Genomic DNA, 16,365 nt, shown 5'->3' with positions numbered 1-16,365 from the left:
GGCCAGACTCTCAGCGGAGCTTACGCACCCCGCCGCCGGAGGTTTCCGGTTGCGCGGCGGAGCTAGGCTCGGACGGGAAGAAGCTGCTGCATCATGTGGACGGGCGCGCGGTATTCGCCCCCGTCCTCTTCGAGCAGGTTGTTGGCGAGCAGCCAGTTCAAATCACGCGTGAGCGTCTTCGTGGTCTTCGTGGAATAGAGACGCGCCAAGCCGGGAGCCAGGTCGGGAATGTCGCGCTTCCTCGCCGGCTCCGCGTGCCGCCCCAGGACGAGGACCACCTCCCGACGACGGTTCATGGCGGGCGAGCGACGCCGCTGTCCGAACGTCGAATACACGTAGTGTTCCCATGCCAGCCATGACTGGACCCCTTCCACGTAACGACACTGTTCCTCGAGGCCGTCCAGAAACCCCTGAAGCGAATAGACGACGAACCCGAGTGCGTCCCCGCGGCCCGCATTGGCGCGGCTCGAACGATCGAGCTGCCGGTAGTATTCCGCGCGAGTGAGATTGTAGTGGTTGCTCAGGAGATGTGTGGCGGGAGAGGGAACCCCAGCGCGAGCCAGGATGAGGAACTCGGTGAGCCGCGCCGCACGACCGTTCCCATCGCCGAAGGGATGAATCCAGGCGATGTACAAGTGTGCGAGGACCGCCCGCAGAACCGCCACTGCGATCGCACTGTCCAGGTGCTCCTCGAGATCCGGCCAGACTACGTCTTCCTCCAGCCATTCACACAGCCGTTCGAGGAGGAACAGGCAGTCTTCCCGCGGCGCACCCGAATATCTTCCCACGCCAACGGAGAACGTGGGCACCTCTCCCGGAACGACTCCCTCTTCCAGGTGCTCTTCCAACCCCGCGAGGACGAGGCGGTTCGCTTCCCGGATCCAGTCCGGAGTGAGGCGTGGCGGTTCACCGGCGGTAATCCGCCGAAAAATGTCTTCGCAGGCGCGAAGGACGTTGTCGACTTCCCGGCCCAGGTACTCCTGCGAGATTGGAAGTTCGAGTTGTCCGTCGAGTCTGTCCCGAACCTGCTCTTCGGTAAGCGTGTTCCCTTCGATGGCCGTCGTTGCGCGGGCCCCCTTGATGAGGTAGAGCTTGTGCATCTCCGCTGCTGCGGCGGGAGGCAGAACCGCCCGGGCGACCTGCTCGCAGCGAGCCGCCACCTGTCCCAGCAGGGGCCACAACTGCGGCGTGGCCCGCTCCAGACGCGCGCGAAAACTGATCCACGGATGACTCCGTTCGTACGGCCGTTCGTCCGTCATCCTGCCTTCCTGCCGATGTCGCGGCGATTATGTGCCTAGTTTTGTCCGCTAGTATGTCCAACGATGTGTCCAGATTATGGTCTCGTCTCGCGCCCCGTGCAAACTGCCGGCGCGAGATGTCCCGCCCTCCTCCCGGGTCATGCTCCGGGGATCAGAGGTCCATCACGCGTTGGATGTCGCGGTCGATGGGGTCGGGTTTCGTGAGGAAGGAGATGGAGAGGAAGAGGACGAGGGACACGAGGAGCGCCGCGGCGCCGTGGTCGACGCCGTAGGGGAGACGCACGGTGCCGAAGCCGAAGCCGGACCGGAGGCCGAAGTTGACGAGCAGGCTGCTGGCGACGGCGACGTTGGCCGCGAGGACGTTGGCCCGCTTCCAGTTGAGTCCGATCGCGATGACGGGGACGAGACCCGCCGCGAACGTGCCCCAGCCGAACACGCCGAGAAGCGCCACGAGGTCGCCGGAATACAGCGCCACCAGCGCGGCCGAGATCGCCAGCAGGACCGTGATGACCCGCGCCCACGCGAGTTCGTTGCCCAGCGACCGGCCGCGAATCGCGTTGGGCAGGTCGTGCATGATGGCGGCGGTCCCGATGTTCAGGAACGCGTCCGCGGTGGACATGATCGCGGCGAGCAGCGCGGCGAACACGACGCCGGCGAGCAGCGGATGCGTGAACGCCTGCAGGAACTCCGGCGAAGCCGCGTCCGGCGTCGCGAGCGCCGGGTGCCCGCCGGTAATGACCAGCGCCCGCATGGCGAAGCCGATCCCGATCCAGAGCAGCGCCGCGAAGCTGTACGCGATGACGCCGACCGGGATCACGTAGCGCAGTTCCTTCATGCGCCGCAGCATCATGAACTTGGTGATGATGTGGGGCTGCCCCGCCACGCCGATGCCGAACACGAAGAACCACGCGAGCCCTCCCATCAGCCCGATGGTTCCCCACGGGCCGCTCGCCGCGCGGTCGTCGGCCGCCACGATCCGGCTGATCTCGGCCAGCCCACCGTCGAACGTCCCGAGCACGGTGACGAAGACGAAGACGGAAGCGACGACCATGATGGCGCCCTGGATCACGTCGGTGTAGACGGAGGCCACGATCCCGCCGGTCACCGAGTAGAAGATCAGGACGGAGCACGAAATGGCGACGCAGAGCGCCAGGCTCGGGTTGTCGATCACCCCCGCGTCCGCGAGCACCCCCTGCAGCACGATCGACATCGCGAGGATCTGCGTGGCGAGGTAGCCCAGCACGCCGAGCAGGATCACGACGGCCACGGAGGCCCGCACCGACTCCGAGCCGTATCGCGCCGCGGCCACGTCCGGCAGCGACACGCATTCGCGAAGCTCCGACACGAGGCGGAGGCGTTTCGCCACCAGGTTGAGGACGATGATGTTGGAGATGACGATCGTCCCGAGAATCCAGATCGAACTCGTCCCCATCGAATACATGAGGCCTGGACCGCCCACGAACCCGAACCCGCTCATCGTGCTCGAGAAGATCGCGAACGCGGTCACGAACATCCCCAGCCTCCGGCCGGCCACGAAGAAGTCGCTCGCCGACTTCGTGCGGCGGAGCGACCAGAGTCCCACGCCGACGCAGAGCGCGAGGTATGCGATCACGGCGAGGAGCGTGATCAGGGCGCGATTCGCCTCCACCGCCCGCTATCCCTCGCCGCCGCCGGTGGCGTCGGAGTCGCCGCTCCCCCTCGATTCCGCGACGATCTCGTCGAAGCGGGCCTGCTCACGGGGGCCGAAGTAGGCGCTCTCGAACGCCCATGTGATGGCGAGAAGGGGAATCCACGGCGCGAGCGTGAGCCCGTACACCAGCAGGGAAGTCGGGGCCGTGAAGCCGAGGACGATCGTCGTGTCGCCGGCGGCATAGGCGTCGAAGGACCACATGAGGACGACGAAGAGGAGGACGTAGCCCACCATCCACGCGTTGACCGCCCGCCGGATCCAGTGCCCCTGGCGGAACCCGATCAGCATGGTGACCCACATGGTCCCGAGCATGGCGATGCCGGCGACGTACGCGGCCCACGCCGGGGCGCCGAGTTCGCCCGCGTCGATCCCCACCAGCATCGGGGCGTGCTCCGGATGGGGGAGCGGCGTGGCGCGGCCGGCCCCCGTCCCGACCGCCCAAACGAGCAGGCCGAGCAGGACGGCGCAGAGCCCGAGCAGCAGCGCCATCAGGCGCGTCATGTGAGCGTGGTTGCGGATGGGAGTCCCCCGTCAGGCTCGAGAAGGGCCGAAGTTTGCCACGCCGTGAGCCCCGGCGCGAGGCCGCGCAGGCCGCTTCCGCCGCGCCCGCCCGTATCCGCGCTGGACTTGAGGAGTCGGTCCTGTGAGTTTGGCGCTTCCCGGGCGTATCGGTGCCGGGGACGGGATGCCACGGACACCTGCCGACGCTCCTTCACCGACGTTCCTTCACCAACGCTCGCACACGACGTTCAGACACGACGTTCAGACAGGACGTTCAGACACAAAGCGCGGAGACGACATGACTGCACCGGCGCGGGTCGCCATCACCGGGGCCGCAGGAAATATCGGATACGCCCTTGCCTTCAGGATTGCGGCAGGGGACATGCTCGGGCCGGACCGGCCCGTCACGCTTCAACTGCTGGAGATTCCGCCCGCGCTCGACGCGCTGCGCGGCGTCGAGATGGAACTCAACGACTGTGCCTTCCCGCTCCTGCACGGGGTGGTCGGGACCGCGGATGTGAACGAGGGATTTGACGGGGTCGACTACGCGCTGCTCGTGGGCGCCAAGCCGCGGGGGCCGGGGATGGAGCGGGGCGACCTGCTGGCCGACAACGGGAGGATCTTCGGCCCGCAGGGTCGCGCGCTGAGCGACCGCGCGTCGCCCGACGTGCGCGTCCTCGTGGTCGGAAACCCGGCCAACACGAACTGCCTCATCGCCGCGGCGAACGCCCCGAAGCTCGACCGCCGGCAGTTCGCGGCCATGACCCGCCTCGACCACAACCGCGCGATCAGCCAGCTCGCCGAGAAGACGGGCACGCACGCGACGGAAATCCGGCGCATGACCATCTGGGGCAACCACTCGGCCACGCAGTACCCGGACATCAGCCAATGCACGGTGGCGGGCGCCCCGGCCGCCGACCTCGTTGACGAAGCGTGGTACCGGGACACCTTCATCCCGAAGGTCCAGAAGCGGGGAGCGGAGATCATCCAGGCGCGCGGCGCCTCCTCGGCGGCGTCCGCGGCCTCCGCCGCCATCGACCACGTGCGGACGTGGGTGCACGGGACGCCGGAGGGTGACTGGACGAGCATGGCCGTGCACGCGGACGGGCGCTACGGCGTGGCCGAAGGCGTCGTCTACTCGCACCCCGTGACGTGCGCGAACGGCGACTACTCCGTCGTCGACGGCCTCGACCCGGGCGACTTCAGCCGCGAGCGCATGGAGATCACCGACGCGGAGTTGCGCTCCGAACGCGACGCCGTCGCCGACCTCCTCGGCTAGCAGCCCTGGCTAGCCGTCGCGGAGGATGCGGGCGGCGGCAGCGGCGCCGGGGCGGCCGTTGAGACTGCCGCCCGGGTGGGTGCCGGCCCCGCACAGGTAGAGTCCGTCGATCGGGGTCCGGTATCGGGCCCAGCCCGCGACGGGGCGCCCGAAGAAGACCTGGTCGAGCGTCATCTCGCCGTGGTGGATGTTCCCTTCGGGCAGCGCGAACCGGTCGGCGAGGTCGGCTGGCGTCAGCACGTGCCGGTGCAGGATCGCCCTCTCGAGGTTGGGGATGTGTTCCGCCAGCGTCGCGATCACCGCGTCCCCCAGCGCCTCGCGGCGCTCGTCATTCCATGATCCGTCGGCCAGTCGGAAGGGTGCGTACTGGGCCGCTACGGACAGGAGGTGACGCCCTTCCGGCGCGAGCGACGGATCGAGCGCGGTCGTGAGGACAGCGTCGAGGACCGAACGTGCGGACGGACGGCCGTACTTCGCGTCGTCGTACGCGCGCTCGATGTAGTGGATGCTCGGTGCCACCGTGATGGCGGCGCCGGCAAGCATGGCGGACCGGGCCGCGTCACCGCCGGAGCGCAGGCGCGGGGGCTCGCCCAGCGCGAGGTGCACCTTCGCGACGACGCCCCGGTACTTGATGTGGTCCAGCGCGCGGGCGAACTCGGGGGCCAGTTCGCCGGGGTCGACGAGGCCGAGCAGCGTGCGGCCGGGATCCGCGGACGAGACGACGCGGGATGCCGCGATCTCGCCGCCCCCGGCGAGGGTGATGCCCGTCGCGCGCCCGTCTTCGACGCGGATCGCGGCCGCCTCGCGGCCGAGGCGAATCTCCGCGCCCGCCGCGACGGCGACGCGCTCAAGAGCGGCGCCGAGCGCGCCCATCCCGCCGCGCACCTGCCGTCTTCGCCGCACGACCCCGCCCGCACCCACCATGTGGTGGAGGAACATGTAGCCGGTGCCCGAGGCCAGCGGCCCCTGGCAGATCCCCCGCACGCCGTCCGCCGCGAGCGCACCCTTGAGCGCCTCGCTCTCGAACCACTCGTAGAGCAGTTCCTCCACCGTCATCGGGAGGAGCCGCATCAGCTCGAGGGCGTCCCGCCGTCCGAGGCGGTTCAGCTTCGCGCCGAGGCGGAGGAGTTCCCACAGGTCGCCGCGGTCCGCGCCCGCGATCCGCGGCGGCAGCGCGCCGTACAGCACGGCGAGGGCTCGGCTCGCCCGCGACATCGCGCGCACGAACTCCGGCCAGCGGGCGGCGTCCCGTGCGGAGAAGGGCCGAATCCGATCCGCCGTCCGGGCCGGATCGCTCTCCAGGATGAGCGCTCCCCCGTCCGGCTGCGGCGACACGACGCAGGCCGTGGGAGACATGAGGTCCAGCCCGGCGCCCGTCGGTCCCGGCGCCTCCAGGCCGAGGTCCGCCATGACACGCGGATCGATCCCCGTCAGGCTGTGCGCGCCGGTGTCCACGCGATATCCGGGCCACAACTCCTCCGTGGCGGCGCACCCGCCCGCGGCCTCGCCCCGTTCGACGACGACCACGCGGAGCCCGGCCCGCGCCAGGTAGGCCGCCGCGACGAGACCGTTGTGTCCGGCCCCGATGACGACGGCGTCGTACGCCCGAGAGCTCACGCTCGACTCCCTCGATCTGCCGACCCGCCCCGCGGGCGCCGACGCAGGTCCCGGAGGATCTCGAGCGCGGCGAGCCGCCCCGAGGCCCCGCACACGCCGCCCCCCGGATGCGTCCCCGAGCCGCACTGGTAGAACCCGCGCACGGGCGTCCGGTAGTCGGCCCACGCGGGCGACGGACGGAAGAAGAAGAGCTGCTGCGGCGTCAGCTCGCCGTGGAAGATGTTGCCCTCGGTGAGCCCCAGTTGCTCCTGCATGTCCAGCGGCGTGAGCACCTGCCGGTGGAGGATGGAGCCCTTGAGGTTCGGGATGTACTCCGAGAGCGTATCGACGACTGCGTCGCCGAACGCCTCCCGCTTCGCGCCGTCCCAGCCGCCCTCGATGTCGAAGGCGGCATACTGGACGAAGATCGACATCACGTGCCGTCCCGGCGGTGCCATCCCGGGGTCGATCATCGACGGAATCACGATGTCCATGTACGGCTGCCGCGAGAATCCGCCGTACTTCGCGTCGTCGTAGGCGCGCTCTAGGTAATCCATGCTCGGACTGATGGAGAAGGCGCCGCGCAGGTGCGGCCCCCCGCCCGGCAGGCAGGAGAACTCCGGCGCCTCCGAGAGCGACAGGTTGACCTTGCCGGAGGAGCCGCGGATTCGGAAGCGCCGGATCGCCTCCACGAGATCGTCCGGCAGCTCTTCCGGGTCGAGCAGGCCGAGGAAGGTGCGCTTCGGATCGACCCCCGACACGACCGTCTTCGCCGTGAGTTCCTCGCCATCCTCCAGGACGACGCCTGTCGCCCGTCCGTTCGCCGTGAGCACCCGCTCCACCGAGGCCCCCGTCCGGATCTCGGCCCCGTGGGACCTCGCCGAGGAGGCGATGGACTCGCTGACCATCCCGTTCCCGCCCCGCGCGAATCCCCACGCCCGGAACACCCCGTCGATCTCGCCCATGTAGTGATGGAGCAGGACGTACGCCGTCCCCGGAGATCGAGGTCCGAGGAATGTTCCGATGATTCCGCTCGCGGACATCGTCGCCTTCAGTACATCCGACTCGAACCACTCGTCGAGATAGTCCGCCGCGCTCATGGTTCCCAGCTTGAAGAGCGCGTGGAACTGCTGCTCGTCGAGGCCGCGCGCGTGCCGTCCCAGCATGAGCAGCGTCTTCAGATCGCGCAGCCCGGGAGAGAGCGGGTCGGGCGGCACGACGCCGAGGAGAGGTTTCACGGCCCACGCGAGCCGGTACATGAGCGTCGCGAAATCGTCGTACGCCTCGGCGTCCTTCGGAGAATGGCGGTAGAGGTCGCGTCGCGTCTGGTCGTGGTCCGCCCAGCGCCCGAGATAGTCGCCGTTCGGGAGCGGCGTGACCGTGCTCTCGAGGGGGAGGATCTCCAGCCCGTGCCGCGCGAGTCGCAGGTCGCGGATGATCTCGGGCCTCAGCAGGCTCACGACGTAGGAGGCGACGGAGTACTTGAAGCCGGGGAAGATCTCCTCCGTGACCGCGGCTCCGCCCACCAGGTGCCGGCGTTCGAGCACGACCACGCGAAGGCCCGCCCGCGCGAGGTAGGCGGCGTTGATGAGGCCGTTGTGGCCGCCCCCGACGATGATCGCGTCGTACGCGTTCGTGGCGCTCACGGCGTGGCCCGCTTCCTGTCGGGGTCGAAGAACGGCGTCTTCGCCACCGTGGCCCGGGCCCGGCGCCGCCGGTGCTCGACCGTCACCTCGATCTCAAGTTCGGTGCCGACGGCGGCGGACTCCGCTTCGAGGTGCGCCAGTCCCAGGTAGGTCTTGAGGGTCGGCGACCAGCCCCGGCTCGTGGCGTATCCCACCTGCCGTCCACCCGCGTACAGCGGCACGCTGTCGCGCAGGGTCGTGCCCGGCAGTTGCGGCGGGAGGCCGATGGTCGCGTACGCCGCCTCGAGCGACTCCCAGTCGAGGACGATCCCCCGGAAGCGCCAGGCGAGCGGGCGAGTCCGTTCGGCGCGGAGGGCCGCCCGGCCCACGAAGTTCGACGCGTCGAGCGACACGGTCCAGCCGAGGCCGAGTTCGTACGGAGACGACTTCTGGTCCTCGATGATCGCACGGTGGGCCGGGATGAAGTCGACGTCGACGAGGAGCAGGCCGGCCTCCAGGCGCGCCATGTCCAGGGCGAGCATGCCCGCCGGGGCGAGGCCGAACGGCTCACCCGCCGCCGCGAGCGCGTCCCACAGCGGTATCGCGTCCGCGGCGCCGACCCAGATCTCGTAGCCCAGGTCGCCGGTGTAGCCCGTGCGCGAGATTTCCGCGGCGATCCCGGCGATCCGCGCCGACATCACGCGGAAATAGCGGAGTCCCGCCACATCGCCGTCGGTGATCCGCTGGAGCAGATCGCGCGAACGGGGCCCCTGGAGGGCGAGCGCCGCCACCCGCTCCGTCTCCTCCGCGATGGTCACGTCGAGGCCGCGGCCGTTCTCGTGCAGCCACTTCAGCGTCGGTTCGGCGGAGGTGAGGCGGAAATCGGACCCGCCGAGCCGGTGCAGCGTGCCGTCGTCCCGCACCTTCCCCGCCGCGTCGCACCACGGCGTGTAGTACACCTGTCCCACGTCCTGCCGGTCCACATCCCGCGTGACGACCCGGTTCGCGAGCGCCGCCGCGCCCGGGCCCGAGAGCCGGTACTTGTAGAGCGGCGAGACGTCGATGAGCGCGCACGCCGAGCGGATGGCCTGGTACTCGTGCTCGTGCGTCGGCTCGTACGAACTCGCCGAGAGATGCCCGGCCCAGCGCCGCCAGTTGCCGGCCTGGCAGAGCGGGCCGGTTCGCTCGTGAAAGGGCGTTCCCCGGACGACGGAAGGCGCTGGCACGGTGGTGTTCCGCGGGTGGCCGGCTGCCGGATCCGCGCGCTAGCCCGGCAACCGCAGGGCGACGAGTTCCGCGGGCACGCCGCGTCCCGCCACGGCGGCGACGATGTACTGACGCCCGTCGTGCATGTACGTCATCGGAACGCCGGTCTGGTGCGACGGCAGTTCGATCTCGGCCAGGATCTCGCCCGTCTCCTTGTCGTGCGCGCGCAGGAGGCCGGTGAGGTCCGCCGACATCGTCCCCCCGCCCGTTCCCGCGAAGAGCAGCGTGCGCGTGGCGAGGAGTCCCGCCCGGCTGGGCCGCCCCGTGCGCGGGACGTCGACGCCTTCCAGCGCCGGGTGTTCCTCCACGAACGACGGCGTGTGGTCGTTCGCGACCTGCCACACCATTTGTCCCGTATTCATGTCGAGCGCCGAGATCCGTCCCCACGGCGGCTTCAGGATCGGCAGGCCCTGGGGGCCGCCGACGCCCCGGGGACGTCCGGCGATGTAGCGCATGTTCGACGATTCGGGATCGTTCACGAGGCCGATCACGCTGCCGCGCGTCGCGGACCCCACGAAGAGCCGCTGGGTCTCCGGGTCGTACGCCGCGCCCGGCCAGTTCGCCCCGCCGAGGCTGCCGGGGGTGATGAGGGTTCCCTGGTTGCCCCCCTCGACGATCACGGTCGGCGGCGTGAACAACTCGCCGAGCGTGAGGTTCTTCGCGATCTCGAGCGCCTCCGCCTTCAGTTCCGGCGTGAGGTCGATCAGATCCTCCTCGGTCGCGCCCTGCATGTCGAACGGCACGGGGAGCGCCGGGAAGGGCTGCGTGGGTGCGTACCATTCCCCCGGCACGTCGCCGGCGGGCACCGGCCGTTCCTCGATCGGCCACACGGGCTCGCCCGTCACCCGGTCGAAGACGTACGTGAAGGCCTGCTTCGTCACCTGCGCGACGGCCGGGATCTCCCGCCCATCCACCGTGATGTCCATCAGAACCGGCGCCGCCGGCGGATCGAAGTCCCAGATTCCGTGGTGCACGGTCTGGAAATACCACACGACTTCGCCCGTGCTCGCGTCCACGCACACGAGGCTCTGCGAGTAGAGGTTGTCGCCGGGGCGATGGCCTCCGTAGTAGTCGCCCGTCCCCGCCTCCACCGGCAGATAGACGTAGCCCAGGTCGAGGTCCGCCGTGAACGGCGTCCACACCGCGGCGTTCCCGGTGTAGTCCCAGGATCCGTCTTCCCACGTCTCGTGGCCGGGATCGCCCGGCTGGGGGATGGTGTGGAAGGTCCACAGTTGCTCGCCCGTCCGCGCGTCGAACCCTCGCACGTGACCCGGCGGCATCTCCTTGGTCGGCGGACGTCCCCCCTGCGGGAGCGCGGCCCCGACAACGATCACGTCTCCGACGACGACCGGGGGAGAACTCGAGCCGATGCGGTCGTTCACCAGGTCCAGTTCCCGCCCGAGTCCGAGCTTGAGGTCCACGATCCCGTCCTCGCCGAAGGCCGGGTCGGGGAGGCCGGATTTCGCGTCCAGCGAGACCATGTGGTAGGCGGGGGTGATGAGAAGCACCCTTTCCTCGGCGCCATCCGTCCAGTAACCGACGCCGCGCCCGGAGTTGCCGCGCGGCGCGTGCCGGCCGCGTTCGCCCTCGTCGAGCCGATACATCCAAAGCGTCTCGCCCGTCTCCGGGTCGATGGCCACCGCCGCCCGCCGGAATCCCGCGGTGGCATAGAGGACCCCGTTCGCGTACAGCGGGGTCACGCGGTAGTAGCCCTCGGGGGTCGGGCCGAAGTTGCGCGCCTGCCAGCGCCACGCGATATCGAGGTCACCGACGTTCGAGGCGTCGATCTGGTCGAGCGGCGCGTAGCGCGTGGACCCGGCGTCTCCGGCCCAGTAGCGCCATTCTCCGCCCATCGTACCGGTCTGCGCGACCAGCGCGGACGGTGCGGCACCGAGTCCAGCGCCGAGTGCCGCGCCGAGTGCCGCGCCGAGCATGATCAGGCTGCCCAGCCAGTTGGAACACCTGTGGCTTCCGTTCATACGTTCCACTCCGCGTGACTTGTGCGAAGCTCCAAGCGACCCCCGGGGCTTTCCCCGGCAACGCCCTACAGTCCGATGCGACGCTCCGGCGGGCAACACTTCGCCTTTCTCGAAGCCTCGGCCGAAAGCTCGCGAATTTCCGGCACGCGACACTAGATTTTGCGTCGTCGGAAGCGCGGGAGATCCATGAGACTTCGTGGCTTGGTGATACTGACAGCGGTGATCGCGCCGACCCTGTCTTGCAGCGGGGAGGCGACCGGGCCTCGGGGCAGTCTCTGCGATACGCGGCACGGGGTCGAGGTGTGCGTGGACCGGCCCGAGTACCGGTCCAACGGCGCCATCCTCGTCACCACGCGAAATGTGTCCGACCGTCCCATCTTCAAGGATGCGTGCGGTACGACCGTGCTTCCCGTGCCTGATTCCGAGGAGGACTTCAAGCCGCACTACAATGCGAGGCGTCACTGCGGCCCGGCGGTCACACGAACCGTGGTCATCGAGCGCATGGTGAGGCTCGAGCCCGGAGCGTCGACCCGGGAGACCCTGCGGTTGGGTTACTCTCCGCAGGGCTTCTTTCACGTGACCGTATGGCTTCTGACGCCGGACGGGGCGTTGGCTTTCGACACCCCGGCCACGAGCGGCGTCTTCGTCATTTTCCCGGGAGCCGACAACTGAACCACCAACCCCTGGACCTCCGGAGATCGAGGGTGTCACGCAGGCTTGCCGCGTCCATGTTCGCCGCCGCGCTCGCGCTTTCCTGCGCAGAGGACGCGACCGGACCGTCCACCTCGCTCTGTGCGACGCAGCACGGCCTCGAGGTCTGCGTGGACCGCCCCGAATACGAACCCACGCAGTCGATCACGGTCACCTCGCGGAACGTATCCGGCGCTCGAATCTTCAAGGACTCCTGCGCGATCAAACCCGTGGGCGTGACAAACCTCGAAGTGGAATTCGAGGAGTCGTACAACCCCACGCTGCACTGCGGCCGCGGAGCCACGCGCGCCGACATCGTCCAACACATGGTCGAACTCGAACCCGGAGACTCGACGCGGGAAACCTTGACGCTTCCGTTCTTCTCGTTCCAGGGGTGGTACCGCGTGAACGTGTGGCTTCTGGATGCGGAAGGGAACCTCGCGGTGGAGACTCCGGCGACCAGCGGGATCTTCCTCGTCTACCCGTCCGTGCGAGGATAGCCGGCATGCTTCGCCCCGACTCGTGGCTCGTTTTCCTGACCGCGCTCGCTGCGTCGGGGACTCCGGCGCCGTCGGCGGGCCAGGCGCCGGCCGCGGTGCGTGAATACCATGCGCCGCGGGCCGTCTCCCCGCCCGCGGTCGACGGATCGCTGGACGACGCGGTCTGGCGCGTCGCGCCGTGGACGGAGCCCTTCGTCGACATTCGCGGCCAGGGCTGGCGCGAGCCTCACCTCGCGACGCGCGCCAAAATCGCGTGGGATGAACGCTTTCTCTACGTGGGCGCCGAACTCGAAGAGCCGCACCTCTGGGCGACGCTGGCCGACCGCGACGCCATCCTCTACCGGGAACACGACTTCGAGGTCTTCCTCGACCCGGACGGCGACGGTCTCGCCTACTACGAACTCGAGATCAACGCCCTCGGGACCGAGTTCGACCTCTTCCTCGACAGGCCGTACCGCCGACAGGGAAGCGCGGACATCACCTGGGACATCGAGGGCCTGCTCACGGCGGTGCATCTGGAGGGCACGCTGAACGACCCCTCCGACGAAGACACCGGCTGGTCGCTCGAGATCGCGATTCCCTGGTCGGCGCTCCGCCCCCCCGGCGCAGCCGCCGACGCCGCGGTCGCGGCCCCCCGGCCCGGCGACGCGTGGCGGGTGAACTTCTCCCGCGTACAGTGGCCGCTCGTGGTCGTGGACGGACAGTACCGGAAGCGGCGCGAACCCGTGGACTGGAGCGACCATCCCGAAGACAACTGGGTGTGGTCGCCCCAGGGGGAGATCGACATGCACATACCCGAGAAGTGGGGCGTCGTGCGCTTCGTCGCCGACCGGGACCGGTCCCCGTGAGGCGCCGGGAGTTCGTTTGGGCCGCCGGCGGCGCGGCGGCGCTGGGGGCGGCCCTTCCTGCCTGCGCGTTCCCGCCAGATCCGGAAGCGTCGTTCACCCTGTGGACGTGGGTGCACGGAGATCGCGACCGCGACGCCGCCGCCTGGCGCGAACGGTTCGCCCGGCTGCGCGAGGCCGGCTTCCACGCGGTCCTCGTGGGTGGCGGCGATATCGACCTGGTTTCCGGAGCGGCCCACGCCGAGGGACTCGAGTATCACCGCTGGTTCTGGACGATGAATCGCAACGGCGACGCCTGGGTGCAGGAGAACCGCCCGGAGTGGTTCACCGTGAGCCGCAACCTGGAGAGTTCGCTCGATCACCCTCCCTACGTCGGCTACTACAAGTGGGTCTGCCCCTCGCGCGGCCCCGTGCGCGAATACCTGCGCGGCCGCATCGCGGACCTCGCCGCCCACCCGGCCGTGGACGGCGTCCACCTCGACTACGTGCGCCACTGCGACGTCATCCTGCCGCGCGCCCTCTGGGAGACCTATGACCTCGTACAGGACGTCGAGCACCCGGAGTTCGACTTCTGCTACTGCGACGTCTGCCGCGAACAGTTTCGCGCCCTGGACGGGCGGGATCCGCTGGAGATCTCCGACCCGCCCGCCGACGAGGCCTGGCGCCGCTTCCGGTGGGACTCCGTGACGGGCGCCGTGCGCCAACTCGCCGAGGCCGCTCGCGAGCACGGGAAGCCCATCACCGCCGCCGTCTTCCCGACCCCTTCCATCGCCCGCACGCTCGTCCGCCAGGACTGGGACCGGTGGCCCCTCGACCGCTTCTTCCCGATGCTCTACCAGAGCTTCTACCTCGAGGACATCCCCTGGATCGGCGAGGGCGTGCGCGAGGGCATCGCGGCCCTCGAGGCGGCGGCCTCAACGGCGGGCGCGCGCGACGCCCCGCCGCTGAATGCCGGACTCTACCTGCCCGCGCTCGATCCCGGCGCGCTGGCGGAGGCTGTCGCGACCGCGCGCGAGGCGGGCGCGGCCGGCGTATCGATGTTCGAGATGGACGGCCTCACGGACGAACACCTCGCCGCCCTCCGCGACGCCACGACCTAGCGGTCCGTGCAGGAGCCCCGCGTCGGGCTCTTGTCCCCCGGGGACGAGCCCACCAACATCGATGGACCGCGACGGGCTACCGCCAACCGCAGGAGTCTGCCATGTCTCGCCGCATCCTCGGACTCGGAATCCTCGCCGTTCTCGTTTCCGCCGCCCCCGCCTCCGGCCAGCGCCGCGCGATGACGATCGTGGATCTCATCGACATCCCCGGTCTCGCCGATCCCCGGATATCGCCCGACGGGTCGGAGGTGCTGTACGTGAGAACGGACACCGACTGGGAAGCCAACGGCACGCTGTCCCACATCTGGCGCGTTGCCATGGACGGCTCCGGCACGACGCGCATGACGAACGGCGAGGGCGGTGAATCGAGCCCGCGCTGGTCGCCCGACGGCTCGCGCATCGCCTTCGTCGCGAACCGGCACGATACGGAGCACAGCCAGGTGTTCGTGATGCCGACGCGCGGCGGCGAGGCTGGCGCCGTGAGCGAACACCCGACGCCCGTGGGTTCGATTTCGTGGTCCGGCGACGGCGCCTGGATCTACTTCATGGCGGTCGACGAGAAGTCCGAGGCCGAGCAGGCGCGTGAAGCGGTCAACGACAACGTGTTTCGCTATGAAGAGGACAAGCTCCCGACCGGACTGTGGCGGGTTTCGAGCGAGGGCGGGGCGGCGGAACGCGTGACGGAGGCCGGCCTGATGGTCCGGGGGTATTCGGTCTCGCGCGACGGCACGCTCCTCCTCGTGCAGTTGGCACCCACCGCCCTCTACGACGACCTGCTCAACTCCGAACTGTGGGTGATGGGCCCGGACGGGACGGGCGCCCGCCGGATCACCGACAATCACGTGGGCGAAGTCGGCGCAGCCCTTTCACCGGATAACGGCCACGCGCTCTTCGTCGCGAACACCAACGACGAACTGAGCGACTTCTACTTCAACCAGCGCCTGTTCGTCGTCCCGACCGATGGCGGCGACCCCGTCTCGGTGGTGCCCGGCGGAAGCTTCGACGTGAACGCCGCGGTGTGGTCGCGGGACGGCCGCTCGATCTACTTCCGCGCCAACACCGGCGTTCGCCAGCAGATCTACTCGGTGCCCGCCGATGCCTCGGATGCCGGGCGGGCCGACGCGGTCACCGAGGGAGACCACTCGGTCGGCGCCTGGGACTACCACCCGTCGTCCGGAACGCACCTCTATTCCGTAAGCAGTTCGACCAACGCGGGAGACCTGTGGGCGATGGCCGGATCCGGGCAGCCCCGGCAGGTCACGCACCTCTTCGACTACCTGGCCGAAGAGTTCTTTCTTCCGCGCATGGAGGCCGTGCAATACGCGGGCGACGACGGCGTCGAGGTGGAGGGTCTCATCTTCTATCCCATCGACTACCAGGAGGGCGAGCGCTATCCGCTCGTCGTGCAGACGCACGGAGGTCCGCCGTCCTCCGACAAGTTCCGCTTCGCGCGCTCCAGCAACTACGAGACCGTGCTCGCCGCCCGCGGCTGGTTCGTCTTCAAGCCCAACTATCGCGGGTCCACCGGGTACGGCGACGACTTCCTGCGCAACATGATCGGCAACTACTTCGACCAGGCCCACAAGGACGTGATGGCCGGAGTGGACTATCTCGTCGAGCGCGGACTCGTGGACGGCGACCGCATGGCGAAGATGGGCTGGAGCGCCGGCGGCCACATGACGAACAAGATCATCACGTACACGGACCGCTTCAAAGCCGCGTCCTCGGGCGCGGGGGCCGTGAACTGGATGTCGATGTACGCGCAATCCGACGTCCGCATCTACCGCACGCCGTGGTTCGGGGGCACGCCGTGGTCCGAGGACGCTCCGATCGAGCAGTACATGGCCGACTCGCCGCTCTTCGACCTCCACAAGGTCGTGACCCCGACCCTCGTGCTCGTCGGGGAGAACGACGAGCGCGTGCCGATGCCGCAGTCCGTCGAACTGTACCAGGGGCTGAGGCACAACGGCGTGCCGACGCACCTCTATGTGGCGCCCGAGCAGGGGCACGGCTGGGTCGAGCTGCAGCAGCGCCT

The 16,365-nt window shown here is 69.4% G+C and carries 13 protein-coding genes; 6 read left to right on the top strand and 7 right to left on the bottom strand.

The window, feature by feature from the left end; translation table 11 throughout:
* Positions 1-62: 62 nt before the first annotated feature.
* The 3 genes from OXN85_07340 to OXN85_07330 form a co-directional block, all read right to left on the bottom strand.
* The gene (locus OXN85_07340; protein ID MCY3599769.1) at positions 63-1,259 is read right to left on the bottom strand and encodes a Fic family protein; all 1,197 of its coding nucleotides are present in this window, start codon (positions 1,257-1,259) and stop codon (positions 63-65) included.
* Positions 1,260-1,410: 151 nt separating this feature from the next.
* A complete protein-coding gene (locus OXN85_07335) occupies positions 1,411-2,907 on the bottom strand; it encodes a hypothetical protein (GenBank protein ID MCY3599768.1) in 1,497 nt (498 codons plus the stop codon).
* A gap of 6 nt (positions 2,908-2,913) precedes the next feature.
* The gene (locus OXN85_07330; GenBank protein MCY3599767.1) at positions 2,914-3,450 is read right to left on the bottom strand and encodes a hypothetical protein; all 537 of its coding nucleotides are present in this window, start codon (positions 3,448-3,450) and stop codon (positions 2,914-2,916) included.
* Positions 3,451-3,748: 298 nt separating this feature from the next.
* Between OXN85_07330 and OXN85_07325 the strand changes: the two genes are divergently transcribed.
* Positions 3,749-4,729, top strand: coding sequence for a malate dehydrogenase (locus tag OXN85_07325; protein MCY3599766.1), 981 nt, complete (start codon positions 3,749-3,751; stop codon positions 4,727-4,729).
* Positions 4,730-4,738: 9 nt separating this feature from the next.
* Here OXN85_07325 and OXN85_07320 read toward each other — a convergent pair whose 3' ends face one another.
* From OXN85_07320 to OXN85_07305, 4 genes are read right to left on the bottom strand one after another with little or no spacing between them, the layout of a single operon-like run.
* Entirely contained in the window at positions 4,739-6,346 is a 1,608-nt protein-coding gene (locus tag OXN85_07320; protein ID MCY3599765.1) for an NAD(P)/FAD-dependent oxidoreductase, read from the bottom strand.
* The gene (locus tag OXN85_07315) at positions 6,343-7,971 is read right to left on the bottom strand and encodes an NAD(P)/FAD-dependent oxidoreductase (GenBank protein MCY3599764.1); all 1,629 of its coding nucleotides are present in this window, start codon (positions 7,969-7,971) and stop codon (positions 6,343-6,345) included. Before OXN85_07315 ends, OXN85_07320 begins: the two co-directional genes overlap by 4 nt.
* On the bottom strand, positions 7,968-9,176 hold the full coding sequence (locus OXN85_07310; protein ID MCY3599763.1) for an aminomethyltransferase family protein: 1,209 nt from the start codon (positions 9,174-9,176) through the stop codon (positions 7,968-7,970). Before OXN85_07310 ends, OXN85_07315 begins: the two co-directional genes overlap by 4 nt.
* A 39-nt stretch (positions 9,177-9,215) precedes the next feature.
* Complete coding sequence (locus tag OXN85_07305; protein ID MCY3599762.1) at positions 9,216-11,195, bottom strand: PQQ-binding-like beta-propeller repeat protein; 1,980 nt, start codon at positions 11,193-11,195, stop codon at positions 9,216-9,218.
* Between the two features lie 201 nt (positions 11,196-11,396).
* Between OXN85_07305 and OXN85_07300 the strand changes: the two genes are divergently transcribed.
* The 5 genes from OXN85_07300 to OXN85_07280 all read left to right on the top strand — a co-directional run.
* On the top strand, positions 11,397-11,867 hold the full coding sequence (locus OXN85_07300) for a hypothetical protein (protein ID MCY3599761.1): 471 nt from the start codon (positions 11,397-11,399) through the stop codon (positions 11,865-11,867).
* 32 nt (positions 11,868-11,899) lie between these two features.
* Positions 11,900-12,385, top strand: coding sequence for a hypothetical protein (locus tag OXN85_07295; GenBank protein ID MCY3599760.1), 486 nt, complete (start codon positions 11,900-11,902; stop codon positions 12,383-12,385).
* Positions 12,386-12,390: 5 nt separating this feature from the next.
* On the top strand, positions 12,391-13,233 hold the full coding sequence (locus OXN85_07290; protein MCY3599759.1) for a carbohydrate-binding family 9-like protein: 843 nt from the start codon (positions 12,391-12,393) through the stop codon (positions 13,231-13,233).
* The gene (locus OXN85_07285) at positions 13,230-14,330 is read left to right on the top strand and encodes a Tat pathway signal protein (protein MCY3599758.1); all 1,101 of its coding nucleotides are present in this window, start codon (positions 13,230-13,232) and stop codon (positions 14,328-14,330) included. The genes OXN85_07290 and OXN85_07285 overlap by 4 nt, the downstream gene beginning before the upstream one ends.
* Before the next feature lie 101 nt (positions 14,331-14,431).
* Positions 14,432-16,365: S9 family peptidase (locus tag OXN85_07280; protein MCY3599757.1), on the top strand; the 1,934-nt coding region annotated here is incomplete at its 3' end.

Source organism: Candidatus Palauibacter australiensis (assembly GCA_026705295.1).
Classification (GTDB): Bacteria; Gemmatimonadota; Gemmatimonadetes; order Palauibacterales; family Palauibacteraceae; genus Palauibacter; species Palauibacter australiensis.
The sequence above is the reverse complement of the archived record's forward strand: the minus strand, read 5'-3'. Positions and strand labels throughout refer to the sequence as shown.

Coding starts and splice junctions, on each gene's coding strand:
- OXN85_07340 (MCY3599769.1), bottom strand. CDS start 1,259: ATGACGGACGAACGGCCGTACGAACGGAGTCATCCGTGGATCAGTTTT.
- OXN85_07330 (MCY3599767.1), bottom strand. CDS start 3,450: ATGACGCGCCTGATGGCGCTGCTGCTCGGGCTCTGCGCCGTCCTGCTC.
- OXN85_07325 (MCY3599766.1), top strand. CDS start 3,749: ATGACTGCACCGGCGCGGGTCGCCATCACCGGGGCCGCAGGAAATATC.
- OXN85_07305 (MCY3599762.1), bottom strand. CDS start 11,195: ATGAACGGAAGCCACAGGTGTTCCAACTGGCTGGGCAGCCTGATCATG.
- OXN85_07290 (MCY3599759.1), top strand. CDS start 12,391: ATGCTTCGCCCCGACTCGTGGCTCGTTTTCCTGACCGCGCTCGCTGCG.